General features: G+C 56.4%; 13 protein-coding genes and 3 pseudogenes. 12 read left to right on the top strand and 4 right to left on the bottom strand.

Annotated features, from left to right (window positions below; translation table 11 throughout):
• Nucleotides 1-74 precede the first annotated feature (74 nt).
• The gene (locus tag HY17_RS10575) at nucleotides 75-1,334 is read left to right on the top strand and encodes an IS110 family transposase (RefSeq protein ID WP_034766461.1); all 1,260 of its coding nucleotides are present in this window, start codon (nucleotides 75-77) and stop codon (nucleotides 1,332-1,334) included.
• Between the two features lie 252 nt (nucleotides 1,335-1,586).
• Here HY17_RS10575 and HY17_RS20535 read toward each other — a convergent pair.
• A pseudogene (locus HY17_RS20535) lies at nucleotides 1,587-2,153 on the bottom strand (IS3 family transposase); the annotation flags it as partial.
• A 3-nt stretch (nucleotides 2,154-2,156) separates the two neighbouring features.
• Nucleotides 2,157-3,419, bottom strand: coding sequence for a cytochrome P450 (locus HY17_RS10565; protein ID WP_034766459.1), 1,263 nt, complete (start codon nucleotides 3,417-3,419; stop codon nucleotides 2,157-2,159).
• Nucleotides 3,420-3,553: 134 nt separating this feature from the next.
• Here HY17_RS10565 and HY17_RS10560 point away from each other — a divergent pair, with 134 nt between their 5' ends.
• The 10 genes and pseudogenes from HY17_RS10560 to HY17_RS10510 all read left to right on the top strand — a co-directional run bounded on the left by HY17_RS10560 (nucleotide 3,554) and on the right by HY17_RS10510 (nucleotide 15,073).
• Nucleotides 3,554-4,339: a FadR/GntR family transcriptional regulator gene (locus HY17_RS10560; RefSeq protein ID WP_233348756.1), complete on the top strand. Its 786-nt coding sequence runs from the start codon at nucleotides 3,554-3,556 to the stop codon at nucleotides 4,337-4,339.
• 43 nt (nucleotides 4,340-4,382) lie between these two features.
• Nucleotides 4,383-5,558 (top strand): nitronate monooxygenase family protein, encoded by a 1,176-nt coding sequence (locus tag HY17_RS10555; RefSeq protein ID WP_051599952.1) that lies wholly within the window; start codon nucleotides 4,383-4,385, stop codon nucleotides 5,556-5,558.
• Nucleotides 5,555-6,745, top strand: coding sequence for a transporter (locus HY17_RS10550; protein ID WP_034766457.1), 1,191 nt, complete (start codon nucleotides 5,555-5,557; stop codon nucleotides 6,743-6,745). The genes HY17_RS10555 and HY17_RS10550 overlap by 4 nt, the downstream gene beginning before the upstream one ends.
• The gene (locus HY17_RS10545) at nucleotides 6,742-7,203 is read left to right on the top strand and encodes a Zn-ribbon domain-containing OB-fold protein (protein WP_081806136.1); all 462 of its coding nucleotides are present in this window, start codon (nucleotides 6,742-6,744) and stop codon (nucleotides 7,201-7,203) included. The genes HY17_RS10550 and HY17_RS10545 overlap by 4 nt, the downstream gene beginning before the upstream one ends.
• 7 nt (nucleotides 7,204-7,210) lie before the next feature.
• Nucleotides 7,211-8,461, top strand: coding sequence for an acyl-CoA dehydrogenase family protein (locus tag HY17_RS10540; RefSeq protein WP_034766456.1), 1,251 nt, complete (start codon nucleotides 7,211-7,213; stop codon nucleotides 8,459-8,461).
• Nucleotides 8,461-9,552 (top strand): acyl-CoA dehydrogenase family protein, encoded by a 1,092-nt coding sequence (locus tag HY17_RS10535; RefSeq protein ID WP_034766455.1) that lies wholly within the window; start codon nucleotides 8,461-8,463, stop codon nucleotides 9,550-9,552. The genes HY17_RS10540 and HY17_RS10535 overlap by 1 nt, the downstream gene beginning before the upstream one ends.
• Nucleotides 9,553-9,610: 58 nt before the next feature.
• On the top strand, nucleotides 9,611-11,221 hold the full coding sequence (locus tag HY17_RS10530) for an acyl-CoA synthetase (RefSeq protein ID WP_034766454.1): 1,611 nt from the start codon (nucleotides 9,611-9,613) through the stop codon (nucleotides 11,219-11,221).
• Nucleotides 11,221-12,858: an NAD(P)/FAD-dependent oxidoreductase gene (locus HY17_RS10525; RefSeq protein ID WP_034766453.1), complete on the top strand. Its 1,638-nt coding sequence runs from the start codon at nucleotides 11,221-11,223 to the stop codon at nucleotides 12,856-12,858. Before HY17_RS10530 ends, HY17_RS10525 begins: the two co-directional genes overlap by 1 nt.
• Nucleotides 12,859-12,860: 2 nt before the next feature.
• Nucleotides 12,861-13,850, top strand: a complete 990-nt coding sequence (locus HY17_RS10520; RefSeq protein ID WP_233348755.1) for an alpha/beta fold hydrolase — start codon at nucleotides 12,861-12,863, stop codon at nucleotides 13,848-13,850.
• 29 nt (nucleotides 13,851-13,879) lie between these two features.
• Nucleotides 13,880-15,073 (top strand): annotated as a pseudogene (locus HY17_RS10510) (IS3 family transposase).
• Between the two features lie 162 nt (nucleotides 15,074-15,235).
• Here HY17_RS10510 and HY17_RS10505 read toward each other — a convergent pair.
• Nucleotides 15,236-18,151, bottom strand: coding sequence for a TonB-dependent receptor (locus tag HY17_RS10505; protein WP_034766449.1), 2,916 nt, complete (start codon nucleotides 18,149-18,151; stop codon nucleotides 15,236-15,238).
• Nucleotides 18,152-18,573: 422 nt separating this feature from the next.
• Here HY17_RS10505 and HY17_RS20720 point away from each other — a divergent pair, with 422 nt between their 5' ends.
• Complete coding sequence (locus HY17_RS20720; RefSeq protein ID WP_051599949.1) at nucleotides 18,574-19,047, top strand: MarR family winged helix-turn-helix transcriptional regulator; 474 nt, start codon at nucleotides 18,574-18,576, stop codon at nucleotides 19,045-19,047.
• A gap of 62 nt (nucleotides 19,048-19,109) precedes the next feature.
• Here the strand turns inward: HY17_RS20720 and HY17_RS19940 are convergent.
• Nucleotides 19,110-19,337 (bottom strand): annotated as a pseudogene (locus HY17_RS19940) (transposase); the annotation flags it as partial.
• Nucleotides 19,338-19,544 lie beyond the last annotated feature (207 nt).

The raw sequence follows: 19,544 nt of genomic DNA, 5'->3' as shown, positions 1-19,544 counted from the left end.
AGGAGGCCATGACCGGGCCGCAGGACCTCTTACAGTGGTTATTCCAACCACCACCGAAGAGGAGCAGACCGGCCATGGCCAGGATTCATTCTATCGCACAGGATGCTGTGCTCGTCGCGATCGACATTTCCAAGAAGCGCAATGATGTTCTGATACAGATGCCTGGGTCGCCTCGACGGCGGCGTCTTGTTGTGCTCAACCAGCGCGCAGAGCACGACCGCTTTATTCAACGGCTGAAGGCTTTCGACCGTCCGGTTGTTACGGGGTTTGAGGCAACCGGTAATTATCATCGGGCACTGGCCTGGAGACTGGTCGATGCCGGCATCAAGACACGCCTGATCTCTTCCATGGCACTCGCTCGCCAGCGCGAAGCCATCCACAACGGATGGGACAAGAATGATCCGAAGGATGCCCAGGTTATCCTGCATATGCTGGCGACAGGTCTCAGCCAGGTCTATCTGGATCCTTTGGCCGCCGGCCTCGCAGATATCCAGGAGCTCTCGAAGACGCATGAGGCCGTGTCGAGAGCAAGGACGCAGACCATTCACCGGATCCTGACGCACTATCTGCCACTCTATTTTCCCGAGATCGAGAAGTTCCTGGGAAGCTCCAGGCGCGACTGGTTCTTCGCCCTGCTCGAGACGTTCCCGCCCCCGGCATCGATCACGGCCTTGTCTCCAGAAGCCTTCTCAGCCGCCGCCTGGGACATTGTTGGCAAGAAGGTTTCAAAGGCCAGGTTGATCGTGGACATCTATGAAACCGCAAAAGAATCAATCGGGTTGCCGGTTCCGCTCGACAGCAGGGCCATCGCGATGTTCCGCATGGTTCTGGCGGAAGCGCGAAGCCTGAACCGTCAGCGCAATACGATCGAAGCGGAAGCTGAAGCCCTCCTGGGCGGAACCCCCGACTTTGAGGCCCTCAAGCAGATCCCCGGCATCGGCCCGATCATCGCCCTGACCATTCTCGCTGAAGCCGGCGACCTGCGCCGGTTTGGTCATCATCGCCAGTTCCTGAAATTCTGCGGCCTGGACCTCTCGACGCATCAGTCCGGCACTTTCCGGGGACAGACGAAGCTTTCGAAGTACGGCAATGCCAGACTTCGCCGGGCGCTCTGGATGGCCGGCCTGGTCGCGATTCGTCAGAAGGAGAACAATTTCAGGGATAAATACACGCGCTATATCGCCAGGGATCCGGACAATCCCGACCTGCGGCGCAAAGCGCTTACAGCAATTGCCGCCAAGATGGCGCGCACAGCGCATGCCATCATCAAGAGCGGAAAAGCTTACCGCCCCTTCTACGAAGGGGCGGTACCGGGAGGGAGAATCTCTCTCTGATGCGCGCCGTTGAGGCGCCAGTCTATCGGCGACCTCGTAGATAATGTTCGGATCTTCCGCTCGGATCGGCATCCCGTGTTAAGGACGGTAAGGACCAGCGAACCTCACTCGCATGGATCCTGTGTTTGCTATGGCTGCGAGCTCTTCCAGTGCGGCGGAAGCCCACCCGGTAATTGACTTCAAGACCCGTATCTGGAAACTACGGGACGAGGCTTTGCGCCCGAAACCTGCCAAAAGTTCAGAATGTAGGACGTTGTCCGAACGTATGTACCCAGGCGGTCCATGCACGACGAACAGATCGCCCAGCGTGTCGAGGACATCGCGGGAGTTCAGCTTGCGCTCGACGCGGATGGTGAGGCATTCGCGAGTGAACTCATCAATGACGCACAGCATGCGGAAGACCTTTCCATCATGCGTGCGATCCTGGACGAAATCATAGGATCAGACATGCCCCTTGTGCATTGGTCTGATCCGAATGCAGGAGCCGTCACTCAACCAGAGACGGCCACGTTTCGGTTGTTTCATCGGGACCTTCAGCCCTTCACGCCGCCAGATGTGATAGACGCGCTTCTCGCTCACATGCCAGCCACCCCGTCTCAGCAGGGCCGTAATGCGACGATAGCCATACCGGCCGAACCATTCAGCCAGGGTGATGATGGCCGCTGTCAGCACATCCTCATCCTGACGCGGCACGCGCGGCTTGCGCTGGGTGGAACGATGCTGGCCGATTACGCGGCAAGCCCGACGCTCGGTTGCGCCGAATGTCTCCACCACATGATCGACCGCTTCGCGCTTGCGTGAAAGGCTCAGTGGTGTCCCCAGTCAGCGAGCGTGGAGCCGCACAGGCAGTTTCGTGATGCCTCGCACAAGGTTCGAAAACAGACGCTCGGGCTCGCCGGTCACTTCGACCTTCGCGAAACGCTTTTGGATCTCTTCCCAGATAATCCTAAGTTGCAGTTCTGCAAGCCTGTTGCCCATGCAGCGATGGATGCCATAGCCAAAGGACAGGTGATGACGTGGGTTCTTTCGGTCGATTATGAACTGGTCAGCATTCTCGATGACAGACTCATCCCGGTTGCCCGACAGATACCACATCACCACTTTATCACCTTTTTTGATCAGCTTACCGCCAATCTCGTAATCCTGGAGCGCAGTCCGGCGCATATGAGTCAACGGTGTCTGCCAGCGGATAATCTCTGGCACCATGCTGGTGATCAGCGACGGATCCTCATTCAGTTTGTGATATTCTTCAGGGTTCTGATTAAGGGCGAGCACGCCGCCGCTGATCGAGTTCCGCGTAGTGTCGTTGCCGCCCACAATAAGCAGCAGCAAGTTGCCCAGAAACTCCAGGAATGGCATGTCCTGCGTCGCCGGAGAATGCGCCATCATGGATATGAGGTCGTTCTTGGGTTCCTGTTTAATACGCTGATCCCAGAGCCCTTTGAAATACATCGCGCATTCAATCAGTTCTTTGCGCCTTGCCTCATAAGATTCGACGATACCGGTTTCAGGCGCGGCCGTTGCGATGTCGGACCAGCGAGTGAGTTTGCGCCGCTCTTCCCAGGGGAAGTCGAACAAGGTCGCAAGGGTCATTGTGGTCAACTCGACCGAGACTTTATCAACCCAGTCGATTTCCTCACCAACCGGCAGATCATCAAGTATCTTGCACGCACGCTCACGGATTGTCGGCTCGAGCAACTGCAAGTTTGACGGCGCGACTGCGGAGTTAACGGCCTTGCGTTGCTGATCGTGCTTGGGCGGATCCATGGCGATGAACATTTCAAGCTCAAGCGCACCTTCCCCCGCATGCATGTCCTGAATGGCAATTCCGCCGAGCTTCGCTTCCGACGAGAAGACTTTGTGATTGGTGTCAACGGCCATGATGTCGTCGAACTTGGTAACCGACCAGTATGGCCCGACTTTGCTCTCAGGACAGTAGTGGACTGGATCCTCTCTGCGCAATCGGTCGAAAAACAGGCCAATTGTATCTTTCTGAAAAAGGCTTGGGCGTGAAACATCGATTTGCTCGATCGGAATGGTCGCGATTTTTTCGGCCGTGTTCAGCTCAATTGTTTCTATACTCATGTTCTATCCTTCAGTCCGTACGCGAAAATAGCGCGCCACCTTCTGGCAAATTAGCGGCCCCGCAACATGCCACTTTTAAATATTATCATACATACTTGACGATTAGTTACAACCATGGAAGCTAAACGCTTGATTTGGCCGTTCATCAGATTAATTATGATAATATATTAGGTTCAAAGATGCAGCCCAGGGCCTATAACGCAAAGAAGGCAAAGCGTGCACTTTCGCTCGCACAAGACATCGTTCGCGACATTGAAGCTGGTGCACGCGTTGCGGGAGACCGGTTGCCACGCGAAGAAGAAATGCTCGCGCGGTACGAAGTCGCCAGAGCAACCTTGCGTGAAGCGCTCCGCTTCCTGGAGCTTCAGGGCGTAATCCACCTTCAATTGGGCCGTGGCGGGGGCCCGGTGGTTGCGCGCCCGCAGTCCGGTGATTTCGCAAATAGTCTTTCTCTCATCCTGCAATTCATGGAAGCAGACCTGAGGGGTCTGCTCGAACTGCGTGAAGCCATAGCGCCGGATGTTGCAGCCTATGCCGCCCAGCGCGCGACCACAGGCGACCTCAGCGCACTCGCCGATTGCCTTAAAGAGCTTGAGCGGAATGAGGCGGGAAGCCAGTTCGAGGAACTTAACCGTCGGTTTCACGACCTGCTCGGTTGGGCCAGCGGCAATCCGCTTTTCGGCCTTCTGACCTCCACCTTGCATTTACTGACCCGCGAATTTTCGCGCTCGCTCGGCTATTCCGCCCAGGAGCGCGCAGTCCAGTTGCGAATCCTGCGCCGCGTTCTGGAAGCGGTACGCACAGGTGATGCCCAGGAAGCGCGGCAGGCCATGGCCCGCCTTGTGTCAGGTTCGGCAAATTATTTAGCTGAACGAAGTCCTGATCTGGTTTCTCAAAAAGTGAGGTGGGGACAAATTTAGAAGACTTGCGAACCGCAATGTCTAAGACGGGAGAATAAATAACATGCCGCTACAAACGCGCATATGCGAAATTCTCGAGATCGAATATCCGATCTTTCTGGCCGGAATGGGCGGGGCAAGTGTCCCCGCGCTCGCGGCCGCGGTATCGAATGCAGGGGGGCTAGGCGTCCTCGGCGCCGCGGCGTGCTCGCCGGACCAGTTACGTAGCTGGATCCGTCAGACCCGCGAGATGACCGACAAGCCGTTCGGGGTGGATACGCTTCTGCCGGCCTCGGTCCGGCGGGGGTCGGCGCCGCAATCCGGTAACGCGCCCGCCAACCCGATGGCAAAAATCGACGAATACAAGGAGTTTACCCGCGATTTCATGGCGCGGGAGAACCTTCCCGAAGTCGATGCTGCAGCAGCGATGCGCGCCGCAGGTTCGCCGGATATGGGCAAGAGCCAGCTCCAGCTATTCTCGAGAGAATTCTTCGAGGCGCAGATGGAGGTGGTGATTGAGGAAAAGGTGCCGGTCTATGCCGCGGGCCTCGGCAATCCCGCGCCCTGGATCGACCGTCTTCACGCCAACGGCACCAAGGTCATGGCGGTGATCGGCAAGGTCAAGCATGCCGAGCAGGTGGTCGATTCCGGTATCGACATGATCGTCGCCCAAGGTCACGACGGCGGCGGCCACAATTCACCTATCGGAACCATGTCGCTTATCCCGCAAGTCGTGGATGCGGTCGGTGATCGGGTGCCCGTGATCGGTGCAGGTGGTATTTCAGATGGGCGCGGTGTCGCGGCGTCGCTGATGTTGGGGGCAGAAGGCGCGTGGATCGGCACCGCATTCCTCGCAACGGACGAAGCAGGCATCGAGCATTTTCAGAAGGAAGCAATCACCGAAAGCGGTGACGCGGATACCGTCGTAAGCCGCTCGTTAACCGGCAAGCCTGCCCGCATGATCCGTAACAAATGGGCCGATGCGTGGGTTGCTGCGGGCAAGGAACCACTGCCCATGCCTTTCCAGTCGATAATTTCAGGTCCGGTTATGGCTTCAGGCCTCAAGGCTGAGCGCAAGGATATCATGCCTGGCTTTGCTGGCCAGGGAATTGGCCTCATCCATTCGATCCGGCCCGCAGCCGAGGTGATGCGTGAACTTGTCGAAGGTGCGGAAGTCGCACTCTCCCGCTCGTTTGTCGGAGACATGCAGTCCAGCCAACAGGACAAGCATCAAAAATGAGCGCCACATCCACCTTCAATTTCAGTGACAGGTCCGCAATCACGGGCGTCGGTGAAACCGCATTCATCAAGGGCGCCGAAAATACCGCGGTCGACATGATGCTCGAAGCTTCCCGCAAGGCGATCGCTGATGCCGGGCTGAAGCCATCCGACATCGACGGCATGGTTCCGCCGCCGATCTACACGACATCGGAAGAAATGGCCGCCAATCTGGGTATCGACGTATTGCGCTATGCGGCTACCGTTCACATGGGCGGAGCCAGCCCGACGACAGCGCTCCAGAACGCGGCGATGGCGATCGCCAGCGGACTTTGTGACCACGTTCTCGTAACGCTGGGCTGGAATGGCTATTCCGCACTCAGGCCCAAGGCCGGTGCCCCGCCTACCCGGCCGATGAACATGAACACTCTGACCAACACCATTCAGGGCTATTACATTCCTTATGGCGTGTTCCTGCCGGTGCAGATGTATGCCTGGCTCGCCATGCGACATTCCAAGCTCCACAGTGTCGGGCCGGACGCGATGGCCGCTGTGGCACTCGCATGTAACCGTCACGCGCAGCTAAATCCGAGAGCCTTCAATTATGGCCGTACATTCGATCTCGAGGCATATCACTCGGCGCGCTGGATATCCGAGCCTTTCCGGCTCTACGATTGCTGCCTGGAAACCGATGGTGCCTGTGCGGTCGTTGTCTCGCGCATGGAACGGGCCAAGGACATGCGGCACGTGCCGGTAAGCATCGCAGGCGCGGCTGAGGGCCACCCCTATCCCGCCGACGACATCCCCTCGCGCCCCGACCCTTTCAAGATCGGCCTCAGCTATGCCGCCCCGCGCGCATTCGAGATGGCAGGCGTCACCCGCGAGGATATGGATTTTCTGCAAATCTACGACTGCTTCTCTTATATCGTGCTGTTGCAGCTTGAAGCGCTCGGTTACTGCGAACCCGGCGGTCAGAGCGAATTCGTCGCTGATGGCCAGATCGAGCTGGGTGGACGCTATCCCATCAACACCCATGGCGGCTTGCTGAGCGAAGCGCATGTCTGGGGCCTCAACCATGTTGTTGAGGCGGTCCGCCAGCTGCGCCACGATTGCGGCGAGCGTCAGGTCGCAGATGCCCAGACCGGCCTCGTGACCGGCTGGGGCGACCTTGGCGACGGGAGTATCGCAATCCTCAGGAGGTTTACGTGAGCGACAAGAACGAACTGCCGCCTAAAATGCGCTTCAAGGCGCAGAAGGCTCCGCCCAAGCCGAAACCGCGCCCGCAGGATCCTATCGAACAGGAATTCTGGAATCGGTGCCAGGATGGCCATCTCTATTTCCAGCGTTGCAGCGATTGCGGCACCCTCCGCCACCTGCCTCGTTATATGTGCGCGAAGTGTGGCTCACCGGAATTTTCGTGGGAGCGCAGCACTGGCAAGGGTACGCTTTTTTCCTGGACCATCACCCACCAGGCCCTGCACCCGGCATTTGCCGCCGACATTCCCTTCGTGGCTGCGGTGGTTGAACTCGAAGAGGGTGTACGCATGGCCACTCGTCTGATCGATTGTGACCATGATAGCCTCAGGCTCGACCTTCCTGTAGAATTGACATTCGAAACAATCGGGGACGACTTCCGTCTGCCCGTTTTCCGTCCCTGCGAGGAATAGAAGCGATATGGATCTCGATTACGGCCCCGAATACGACACATTCCGTCAACAGGTGCGCGATTTCATCGAAGCGCATAGCCACCTTGCGCCGCCGTGTGCGACTCGGGCAGCCCGCCCTTCACCCGAAGCCGTCAAATGGCAGAAGCTGCTGATCGAAAACGGGTACACTGCCCGCACGATCCCGGCGGAGTATGGCGGCTACGGCGCGGAACCCGACATCCTCAAATCGCGCATCATCTCCGAGGAGTTTTCACGGGCCGGGGTGCCGGGCGGGCTCACGAACCAGGGCATCTCGATGCTCGTCCCGACTTTGCTGGAACTCGGCACCGAGGAGCAGAAGCAACGCTGGATCGAACCCACGCTGAAAGGCGAGATCGTATGGTGCCAGGGCTATTCTGAACCCGGTGCCGGATCGGACCTGGCCAGCCTCAAGACCAGGGCGCGAGTCGAAGACGGCAATTTCGTCATCAATGGCCAGAAAATCTGGACCAGCACGGCGAAGCAGGCCGACATGATCTTCTGCCTCGTAAGGACCGAGCCCGACGCACCAAAACACCGCGGTATTTCCTACCTGATCTTCTCGATGGACACACCGGGTATCGAGGTTCGTCCTTTGAAGACGATGACAGGCCACGCCGAATTCAATGAGACATTCTTCACCAATGTCCGCGTTCCGGTGGACCAGATTGTAGGGGCGCGGGGCCAGGGCTGGCTCGTGGCGAATGCAACCCTCGGCCATGAGCGCGGAATGCTGGGTGATCCCGGCGCGCTCGAAAACCGGCTACAGGCACTGATCGCCCTGATGCAGGAAGAGCGTATCGGACAGGCCCGCGCAATCGACAATCCGGTTCTGCGAGATCGGCTGTTGGCGCTCCAGGCCGAGGTGTCAGCGATGAAATGCAATGGGATGCGTATCCTTTCGAACAGCCTCAAGGGTGAGTCAGGCGGCATGGCGAAGCTAATCGTCAAGCTGCAAAGCTGTGAGATTGCCCACCAGATTTCAGCACTGGCGATCGACGCCATGGGTGAGATAGGCACGCTTTACCATGGCAGCCCGCGAGAGCGCGAAGGAGGCGCGTGGCAATGGAACTACATGTTCCAGCTCGGTCTCATAATAGGCGGCGGCACCGCGCAGATTCAGAAAAACATCATCGCCGAACGTGGCCTCGAAATGCCGCGCGAACCGAAGCTCGCAAAGGTTTCGGATGCGGCGAAAGCAACCGCAGACATAGAGCGTCACAAACAGGGATCAGCCTAATGGATTTCGGATTATCTCAGGACCAGCAGATGTTACGTGATGCGGTTGCCCGTTGTCTTGCGGACACCTGCCCGCTCGATCATGTCCGCGAATGCGCCGAACTGGACAATCCACTCAGCGACAAAGTGCTCGGCGCCGTTCAGGACTTGGGAATTCCCGGAATGCTGGTACCTGAAGAGCATGGCGGCCTCGGTATGACCCTTCTCGACGCTGCCATAGTTGCCGAACAGCTCGCCTATATGGTCGCGCCAGTGCCTTTTCTCGCCAGTCATGTACTTGCGCCTATCGCGCTGAGCGAGGCTGGTAGCGAAGAACAAAAAGCACAATGGCTACCGAAGATCGCGAACGGCGAGGCGCGTATCGCTGTCGCGATTTCCGAGACGGTCGAGGCGCGCGACGGGGCGGGCGTTTCCTCTGCTGATGGGAAGCTCAGCGGAACCGCCCTGTTCTGCCTGGATTTCGAGGGAGCTGACGCTTACATCGTAGCCGACGCTGGCGGCCGGCTGCACCTCGTTACAGCCGATGCCCTCAAACTGGAGACGATCCGGCTGACGACCATTGATCGCACCCGCAGTGTCGGGGAATTGCGTTTCGAACAGACAGAGGCAGAACCGCTTATTGACGATAACGGCGCGACAACGGCCCGGTTGCGCGATGCGGGCCGTGTGATCTTAGCTGCTGACAGCCTTGGCGCAGGCCAGGCCATGATCGAAAAGGCTGTCGATTATTCTGGCCAGCGCGAGCAGTTTGGCCGGCTCATCGGCAGTTTCCAGGCCGTCAAGCACATGTGCGCGGAGATGGCCGCACGTCATGAGCCATGCCGCTCGCTTGTCTGGTATGCGGCCCACGCCTTCGATTCGATACCGGAGGATGCATCCATTTTCGCCTGCCATGCCAAATCACACACAGGCGAAGTCCATCGCTTTGTCGCCCGCACCTCCACCGAAGTGCATGGCGGAATGGGATTTACGGACCTGATGGGTCTTCATTACTGGTTCAAACGTATTGGCTTCGACCGGCAAGCGCTTGGAGGCCCCGAAACGGTGCGGGCCGAATTGGCAGCCCTACAGGGTTGGATAAAAGCCCCGTAATACACTCATTGTATACGGCTGCGAGATTTGCGGCCCAGTCTTGAAGGAATCAAGCAACATGATCGAATGGAATCTCGGCGACATTCTCGACGCAATCGAGCCCGCCATGCCTCAAGACGCTCCGGCCTTGATACACGGCGACCGGATCATCACTTGGCCCGAAATGTCCGCGCGCTCGAACAATGTCGCGCGCGCGTTGCGACAACGCGGAGCTAGCGACGGCGCCAAGGTGGCTTTCTACATGCGCAACCGCCCTGAATATGGTGAGCTGATGGCGGCCTGCTTTAAGGGGCGGTTGACTCATGTGAACATCAATTACCGCTATCGCCCCGAAGAAGTTTTTTACATTTTTGATGATTCTGACAGCGAGGTGATTATTTATAGTTCGGAGTTCCGTGACTGTATCGTCGAACTCAAGGACCGGCTCGGAAAGGTTCACACCTTCGTTGAAATTGGCGATGCTTCGCAAATCGCACCTTTTGCGATCCCTTATGAAATTCTCGCGCAGGAAGGTGATGGATCAGCGCTCGGCATCACGCGCTCGCCTGACGATTTGCTCTTCATTTATACCGGCGGCACGACAGGGATGCCCAAGGGCGTGATGTGGCGTCACGACGATATGCGCAAGGCGCAACTGGACGCCCAGAAGCTGCTCGGCCCCGTTCCGCAAACAGTCGAGGAAAACGTCGCCCTAATCACCAGTCAAGGGCCGGGCAGACGTACACTTCCCTCCTGCCCGTTAATGCACGGGACAGGCTTCATCACTGCGATCGGCACGCTCATGTCGGGCGGTGCCATCGTGACTCTGTCGGACCCATCTTTCGATGCGCTTGAATTGTGGGAGACGGTTGATACGCACAAGGTGGAAAGCATTTCAATTGTGGGCGACGCTTTTGCCAAACCGATGTTGCAGGCGCTGGACGATAATCCCGGTCGCTGGGACACAAACAGCCTTGTCTCCATTGTTTCATCCGGCGTGATGTGGAGCAAGGAGGTCAAGGCTGGCCTGTGCAAGCATATCCCCCAAGCGGTGCTGATGGACAGCTTTGGCGCTTCCGAAGGGCTCGGCTTCGGCCTCTCCGTCACAACCGCAGATGGGGGTACGAACACCGCGAAATTCGGGATCGGTGAATTCTGCGATGTCTTCGATGAATACGACCAGAAAGTAACGCCGGGCAGCGGCGTACCGGGATATATCGCTCGCAAGGGCGCAATCCCGGCGGGTTATTACAAGGATCCCGAAAAGTCCGCCAAGACCTTCCGCACTATCGACGGGGTGCGCTATTCGATTCCAGGCGACTGGTGCACGGTCGAAGCCGATGGCAGCCTGACCCTGCTGGGCCGTGGCAGCGTGTGCATCAACACGGCTGGTGAAAAGGTCTATCCGGAAGAAGTCGAGGAAGTCCTCAAGACCCATCCCGCCATCGCTGACGCGCTGGTCGTGGGCGTGCCGAGTGAAAAATGGGGCCAGGCCGTCATCGCCGTCGTGCACCTGAGTGGCGACGCTGCATTCGACGAGCAAGGCGTCAAAGACCATGTTCGTCAGCAATTGGCCGGCTACAAAACGCCAAAGGCCATCCATCCAACGGAAACAGCCCTGCGCGCATCCAACGGCAAGGCCGACTATGCAACAGCGAAAGCAATCGCCGAGCGTTTGACGGTCGCGTGATGAGCAAGCGGGCTTCTCCTGATTACGACGCCCTAATCGTCGGTGCCGGCTTCAGCGGCATCTACCTGTTACACAAGTTACGTAACGCCGGGTTCAACGTGTTGCTGGTGGATGCTGCGGCCGAGCCGGGCGGTATCTGGTATTGGAATTGCTATCCGGGCGCACGAGTGGATTCGCAGGTGCCGATCTACGAATACTCAATACCTGAAGTGTGGAAATCATGGACCTGGAGCGAACGATTTCCCGGATGGAAAGAGCTAAGAGCGTATTTCCATCATGTTTGTAATACACTCAAGCTGTGGCCCATGATGCGCATGGGGTCACGGGTCACAGGCGCGAACTATGAGCAAGCGGCGCAGCAATGGCGCCTGCAACTCAACGGAGAGGAAACTGTTACGACACGGTTCCTCTTGCCCGCTATTGGTTTCGCATCAAAGCCGCATATCCCTGATTTTCCCGGCATTGAGGATTTCGAAGGCGAATGGTTTCACACGGCGCGCTGGCCACAACAGGGGGGCGATCTCAGCGGACGCAAGATTGCCTTGATCGGCACCGGGGCAAGCGGTGTGCAAGTCGCGCAGGAAGCCGCGAAGTCCGCATCGAAGCTGACCCTATTTCAAAGAACACCAATCCTGGCGCTGCCCATGCGGCAGCAAAAGCTATCAAAGGAAGATCAAGAACGCGACAAGCAGGATTATGCTGCTATCTTCGAAACGCGCAAGCAGACCAGCGGAGGGTTCGAATCTCAATCGCTGGACGTTTCGGCGCTCGAAGTTGACGAGAAAGAGCGCACCGCACACTTCGAATATCTGTGGCAGAAAGGCGGCCTCAGGTTCTGGTATCACAATTTCGCCGACCTGCTGATCAATCGCGAAGCGAACCGCTACGCCTATGATTTCTGGCGAAACAAGGTTTGCGACAGGATCTCCGATCCCAATCTTGTTGAACAGCTCGCGCCTTCCGAACCACCCCATCCATTCGGCACGAAGAGACCTTCGCTCGAGCAGTGTTATTACGAGATTTTCGCGCAGGATAATGTCGATCTGGTCGATCTGAAGGCAACCCCCATCACCCAGATCAAACCGCACGCGATAGAGACCGCTGACGGCGAGGTGGAATGCGACCTCATCGTTTACGCCACCGGCTTCGATGCCGGGCGCGGCGGCATGGTCGATATGAACATCACGGGGACGAACGGCCTGTCTGTTTCACAAGCTTGGGAAGACGGGTTACGCGCCTATCTCGGCATGGCGATAGCAGACTTTCCAAACATGCTGTTTGCATACGGTCCACTTAGCCCGTCAGGTTTCTCGAACGGCCCGACCAGCGCAGAGATACAGGGTGACTGGATCTGTGACTTTCTCGTCTGGATGCGGGACAATGACAGTAATCAATTCGAAGCCTGTGCGACCGCAGAAGCTGACTGGACCAAAATGGTTGCCCAGGCCGGCGCCATGACACTGTTTCCAGAAGCGAATTCCTGGTACATGGGCGCAAATATCCCTGGCAGGAAGCGTCAGCTGATCAACTTTCCAAGCGTGTCTGGATACGTCGCACTCTGCGAAGAAGTAGCGAACGAGGGGTATCGCGGCTTCATGATCGACAAACCCACCAGCAACGAACAGATGATGGAATGAGTATGTTAACCAAAGTGACAGTTTTTCCCGACGATATCAGCCCCGTCTGGGCTGGAGATGGTTCGCATCTGCCGGAATGGTTTGTGTCGGCCCTGAAAGTGCCGCGCGAGGAAGGTTATGTGGAGATCGACAATGCTAAAGTGCATTACTTTCGCTGGGGCGACCGCAGCAAGCCGAAAGTGCTTATGACACATGGCTTTCTCTCCCACGCGCGCTGCTTTGCCTTCATCGCCCCATTCCTCGCCGAAGACTATGACGTTGTCGCGTTCGATCTCGCCGGCATGGGCGACTCGGAGATGCGTGGGCAGGCCGATCCAGAAGCGAGAGGGCGCGAATTTGTTGAGATTGCCGAGGCGCTCAATCTGTTTGCAGATGGCCACAAACCCACCATCGTCGCGCACAGTTTCGGTTCCGGCGCAGCGCTCACTGCCGTGACGCAATCGCCCGATCACTTCTCCGGCCTCGTAATTTGTGATCTCATGGTCATGCGCGCCGAGCTCCTGGAGCAATACTGGAACCAACGCCGTTCCAGCCCGGGGTCAGGTGATCCTGACAAGCCCAAGCGGTCCTACGCGAGCTATGAAGAGGCGCGCAAAAGATACGTCCTTTCCCCGCCCCAGCCGGTTGGCGAGCCTTTCCTCCTAGATTACATGGCCTATCATTCTATGCGGCGCGACGGAGACAACTGGACATGGAAATTCTCACCCGAGGTATTCCGGCGAAGCAATAAGTCAGAGGAATGGCTCACTATCGGCCAGCGACTCGTGAATGCGCCGGGTCGCAAGACCATCGTTCATGGTGCCAAGAGTCAGCTCTTTACCAAGGATTCGGCTGACTACATCCGTGAGCTAGGGGGCGGTGACATCCCAATTATCGCCGTACCTGAGGCGCGCCACCATTTGATGCTCGATCAGCCATTGGCATTCGTGACCGCACTCCTGAGTATTCTGCACCTCTGGGATGACCTGAGCCCCGATTGGTCCTGCATTTGAATGGAGAGTCTGTCGCAAGGAGACAGACAATGCGGAAGAGCAAATTCAGCCAAGAACAAATCATCGCGATCCTGGCGGAACAGGAGCGTGGGATGTCGACCGAAGAGGTCTGCCGGCGCCATGGCGTGAGCTCGGCAACCTTCTACAAATGGAAGGCGAAGTTCGGAGGCATGGATGTCTCGGACGCCCGCCGGCTGAAGACACTTGAGACAGAGAACGCCCGGCTGAAAAAGCTGCTGGCGGACAGCATGCTGGATGTGTCGATCCTGAAAGACCTGCTGGGAAAGAGCTGACGACGCCCCAGGCGAAGCGGGCAGCGGCGCTGAAGGCGATGCAGACATACGACATCTCCCAGCGCCGGGCCTGCCGACTGGTCAGCGTTCGTCGGGCAATCGATCCACTGGATCGATTGCTGATCCTCCAAACATCCGAAGACTGTCAGGCGCGAGCCGGAACCGGATAATCCGGAGATCCGGGGTCGCATGCGTGAGATCGCATCCGAGCGGCGCCGGTTCGGTTATCGCCGCATCGGCCTGATGCTCGAACGGGAGGGCATCACCATGAACCATAAGAAGCTGAGGCGCCTCTACAAGGAGGAAGGGCTGGCCGTGAAACGCCGCCGTGGCCGCAAACGCGCCACAGGAACACGGGAACCGATGCCTGTGCCGGACGGCCCGTCAAAGCGGTGGAGTCTCGACTTTGTGTCAGACGTGTTCGGACCGGCCCGCCGGTTCCGCATGCTCTGCATAATCGACGATTACACAAGGGAATGCCTGGCGCTGGTTGCCGACACGTCGATCTCCGGTGCACGCGTCGTGCGGGAACTCGACCGGTGCATCCGGCTCTATGGCAGGCCTGAAACCATCGTCTCGGACAATGGCAGCGAACTGACCAGTCGCGCCATCCTCGAATGGCAGAATGAAACCGGCATCGCCTGGCACTATATCGCGCCCGGCAAACCGCAGCAGAATGGCTTCGTCGAAAGCTTCAATGGGAAGCTGCGGGATGAATGCCTCAACGAAGAAGTGTTCGACAGCCTCGCTCATGCCCGCAAGATCCTCGGGCGTTGGCGACATGACTATAACCACCACCGGCCTCACTCATCGCTGGGCGGGCTGACGCCCGCAGCGCGTCGGTCGCTCGTGCATGTGGGGAGCTCCGCTCCCGGCGCGCTCGCCATATCTCAAACCATGGACTATGAAAGGGTCAGACTCTCGAAATAAACGCGGGATGCGTGGGGCTCAGGTCAGTTTTTTCGGATACCGCGCAGGGGTGCAAACAGCAGAAGGCGATGAACCAGCGACCCTCTCGATTATTGAGGCCAGAAGATTTCTGCTGTTCTTCTAGCCTCCTCGCATGCATGCGTCATGTTTCGTCGGTACTTGCTACCATGATTTCGAAATTGTGACTCCGTACAATGCCGGTTCAGTCAGAAACACATTGCTATAAAGTCCAGGGCTGTCGTCCTGCAAATAGGCTCCCGTTATCACCTCTTCGTCAAACAGGTTTTTGGCAAAAGCTGTGATTTGGAAGCCGGTGTCATTATTCGCCAAGACAAGAGAAAGATTGACATTTTCCCAGCTGGAAATCTCGTCGCGCGGAACATTCCAGATACGAGCAAAGCTCTCCGTCTGATAGTAATAATCACCGCGGATTGTCAGATCCCAGCTACTATTACCAAGAGATGGAAAAGTATACTCCGCTGCCAAGTTTAGCGTAGTATCCGGAGCACCCGGCAGATTGTTGTCGCTGAGGTTTTTGTTGACGCCGTCGAATGGCGTCAATGCGCCGATTGTGCGGAGTGATCCGTCCCCATCGACATAGGACACATTTCCCAGCCCAAAAGTCGCCTCCTGACCTGCAAAACTGCCAAGACACAGCCCAGCGGTAGAACCCGCGCCAAGTTGCCCGGCCTCGATTGCGCCTAAAATCGTTGCATACCCTTCTGCGGAAACAGCGCAGTTCGAATAGCTTGCCGCGTTCTTCAGAACCACGAAATCGGAGTTACCGGCCGTGCGATCAAGGACGTCAATCGCAAAAACATCAACCAGCTTAGATTCGAGCAAACCGATATTTGCAGACAGCAGCCAGTTACTTCCGGGCGCCCAAAGATATTCAATCTCCAGGCCGTACACCTCAGCATCGACATTGAAATTCACCGATGAGCGGTTGATCACCTGAGTGATCTGATAATCCGTATAGTCATAATAGAAGCCTGCGAGATTAAGTTGCTGTGTGCCTCCTGCGAACCGATTCTTGGTTCCCATTTCGTATGCATTGATGAACTCTGGTTCAAAAGTTGATGGGAATGCGTTGGCATTTTCCGAAGGCTGCGGTGGGTTTATACCACCTCCCTTGTAACCGCGGGAGTAAAAGCCATACAGAAGCGTATCATCTGTGAACGACAAATCCGGTGTCCAATCAAATCCGGCGCGCCCTGTAACCTCTTCAAATTCAACCTCGAAAATTCCGTCGACATTTCCGTCCAGGTTCGTCTCTGTCGCCGGATCCGGAACCGGAGCTAATGGATCCGCGCGGACGACATCAGGCGTGAAGAGATAGGTCGGAATATTCTTTTGCGACTTTTCATCCTTCGTGTAGCGCAATCCGAGCGTGAAGGTCAGTTCATCATTTATATCATAATATGCTTCCCCGAAGAGCGCTGTCGACTGCAACTCATAAGGGGAAACTGTCCGGAAGTAATTTCGTCCCAAGCCGTTGAGTGAATTGCCGATATTTGAGTCGCCATCCACATTGGACTCATCAAGGCTTGCAGGGAATGGAACTCCCGGAATCACTGGTGGTCCACCAGCTGCAAGTGATGCGTTGTGTAATTGCAGCAGACCGGTAAGGGCATTGCTTATGAAGTAGTATCCATCGATTACATCGTCATTGCCCGCCTCATAGTCCATATAGATGGCGCCGAGATTGAAATTCAGCGGGCCACTAAAATCCGACTGTAGACGCAGTTCTTGTGTAAATGCCTCTGTTGTCTCACCGGATGGATCCGCCACCGTATAAAAGTTCGAAGGGCCGATCTGCGGGTCATTGACGACGCCGCCGGGGAAAACTGAATTATAGAGATCGACTTGCGGATTTATCCCTGGAGGAATTGCTGACAAGTCATTGAAGGTGATTGTGGGCTCGACTTTGGAGACATCCTCAAGAGAGAATACAGATGTTTCATTGAAACTCGACAATGAAGTCAATTTCAGGACTTCGTTAATGTCCCATGACAAACTAAGTGTCCACAGATCCTGTTCGGCTTGGTAAAATGGGTCAAATCCTGCCGCAATAGTTCGCAAATCCTGAATGGCTGGTGCCGTGAATGCATCTCCACTTAGCAGTCCAACCTGAACAGCTAGTCCACCCGCCAGCGTCGCGACCGAATTCACCGTATCGTGCGACTCGTCAAGAGGCGCACTTAGGCAGCCCTGAGACGTGAAAATCTGATCTTCGAAGGCGATGGGAATTCCCGCAAAGCTAGTATCTAGAGGGTCTTTCCGGCAAAGCTGCTTGCCCGAGCGAAGACGCGTATCGTCTTCTTCGAAATGTTCATATAATAGCCACCCACTAAATGAGTCGGTCGGCTCAAATCCAAGAGTGGCGCGGACTGACCACAAGTCCCGGTCGTCAATATCGTTGCCGGTGACTATATTATCAACGTACCCGTCGCGTTGCGTGAGAGATCCGGCAACTCGAAGGGCAACCCGTTCTCCTACGGGCAAATTGACCATGCCGTTAGCTTTTACTGAATTATAGTTCCCGTAAGTCAGCGCGGCGTCTGCCTGGAATTCTTCGAAAACCGGCTTGGCGGTGATCAGGTTGAACACTCCCCCATTAGCGTTTCGGCCATAGAGTGTTCCTTGTGGTCCACGGAGGATCTCGACCCTTTCAGTGTCAAAGAATTCCGATTCGAAAAGTCTGTTCGATTGAAGGGGGACGTCGTTCTGATGTATGCCCACCCCGGCATCGCCGGATGTTGCTACCACATCCACTCCTATGCCTCTGATTTTGAGGTTGAAGCCGGTAAATTGTCCTTTTGTGAACGACAGGTTCGGCACGGCTTTTGTGAGATCTGGACCACCAGTTAACTGGAGTCTATCAATTGCCTCTTCATCAAAAGCAGAAACAGCTATTGGTACGTTCTGAAGCGACTCTGAAGTTTTCTGAGTTGTGACAACAACTGTCCGCAGTTTTCTCACATCACCTTCTTCTTGAGCTTCGGCTGCGAACAAGACGCTCGAAACCGATACTGTTGTGTATAGAAATGCTGTCTTGGCCAATCTCGTGAAAATCATAATTTCCTCCCATTATGGTATCCGTCTATTGCGGATTTGCGCATCATTGTACGAAGTCATACCATATGCAAGCAGATGGGATGCCGGGGCATTTTATTTTTTCAGGGGGGGGGGGCGAAGCTCAGTTCGCTAACATACAGTATGGACATGCCCGTAAATTTTGAGTAATGGAGTTTGCAACAGTTGGCAGTCCGAGTGCCCGCTGCTTTTCTGAGTGGTGGAATGTCAAAATTGTCGTTCCGACGAAGTGAGAAAGGTATCGCATCGTCAGGAAGACGTCCTCCCAACATTCCGTAGCTCTGGGAAACTTGCTGGCTAGATTAATCTAGCCAGCACTTTTTCTTGCTCTGAACATAACGGTTGAATATCGAGCTGCACAAAGCCAGACTGAACTTTTGACACCATGGCAAGGTTTGGTTGGAATGGCCCAAAAGAATAATCAAAGATTCGCTGACAGTGATTTCTTGAACGATGAGCGAATTGAACTGGCTTTTCTGATAGGCCGTGTCACGCGCGAGCTTCGGCGTCGATTCGATGTGGATATGGCTGCATTGGAACTGACGCGGGCACAATGGAGGGCGATGCTGTATGTTTTTCGGCTTTCTAACCCCACGCAAACTGAATTAGCCGAGATAATGGAGCTGGGGCGAGCTTCAGTCGGGGCTCTGATAGACCAATTAGAGCGGAGTGGATATGTATCCCGGGTCGCGGACAGTCAGGATCGTCGTGTGTGGAGAGTCGTGCCTTCCAGATTGGCACTCTCCCGGCGGTCTAAAATTGACCGGGCTGGAAGGCGCGTGGCCGCTGAGTTATTTGCGGAGTTCGAAGAGAAAGATCTTAGAAACCTCCGTCGATGTCTTGAAAAGCTAATCCCTAAGAATCCAGCCGAAAATTAAGCTGCGTGATTTCAGTAACTTGTGATTCTGACGCGCTTGGGTCTGGTGGTGCGGCCTTGGCGTTAAAATCCAGTGGCGATTTTGACCTTGCCACCATGGCATAGGCCGGCGTTACGGGCAAACTCGTCGGGAGATTGCCCATTGTGAGCCATGTGAAGCCGGCTCTCATTGGAGTCGCGCCTCCACGCCTCGATCAGCCGCCTTGCCTCGGCCAAGGAGGCGAACCAGTTGATGTTGAGGCACTCGTCCCGGAGCGATCCATTGAAGGACTCGACCTGAGCCCCAAGCGTCCCTCATTCATTTCGAGAGTCTAGCCCTTTCTGAACCGCTCCCAAAATTGCCCTCATTCGGGGCTGGAGTTTTTGGCGCTTCCTCACCTTAGCGGGCTGGTTTCGCCGAGGTGATTCATCAGCGTAATCGGGGGCTTGTTCCCGATCGCGCTGTGGGGTCTTACCGTGTTGTAGATGGGGTGGATGGCTCCTGCTCCCACCGCCGCA

Origin of the sequence: Hyphomonas sp. CY54-11-8 (assembly GCF_000682735.1) — a bacterium.
Classification (GTDB): domain Bacteria; phylum Pseudomonadota; class Alphaproteobacteria; order Caulobacterales; family Hyphomonadaceae; genus Hyphomonas.
This window is presented reverse-complemented; position numbering and strand designations above follow the sequence as displayed.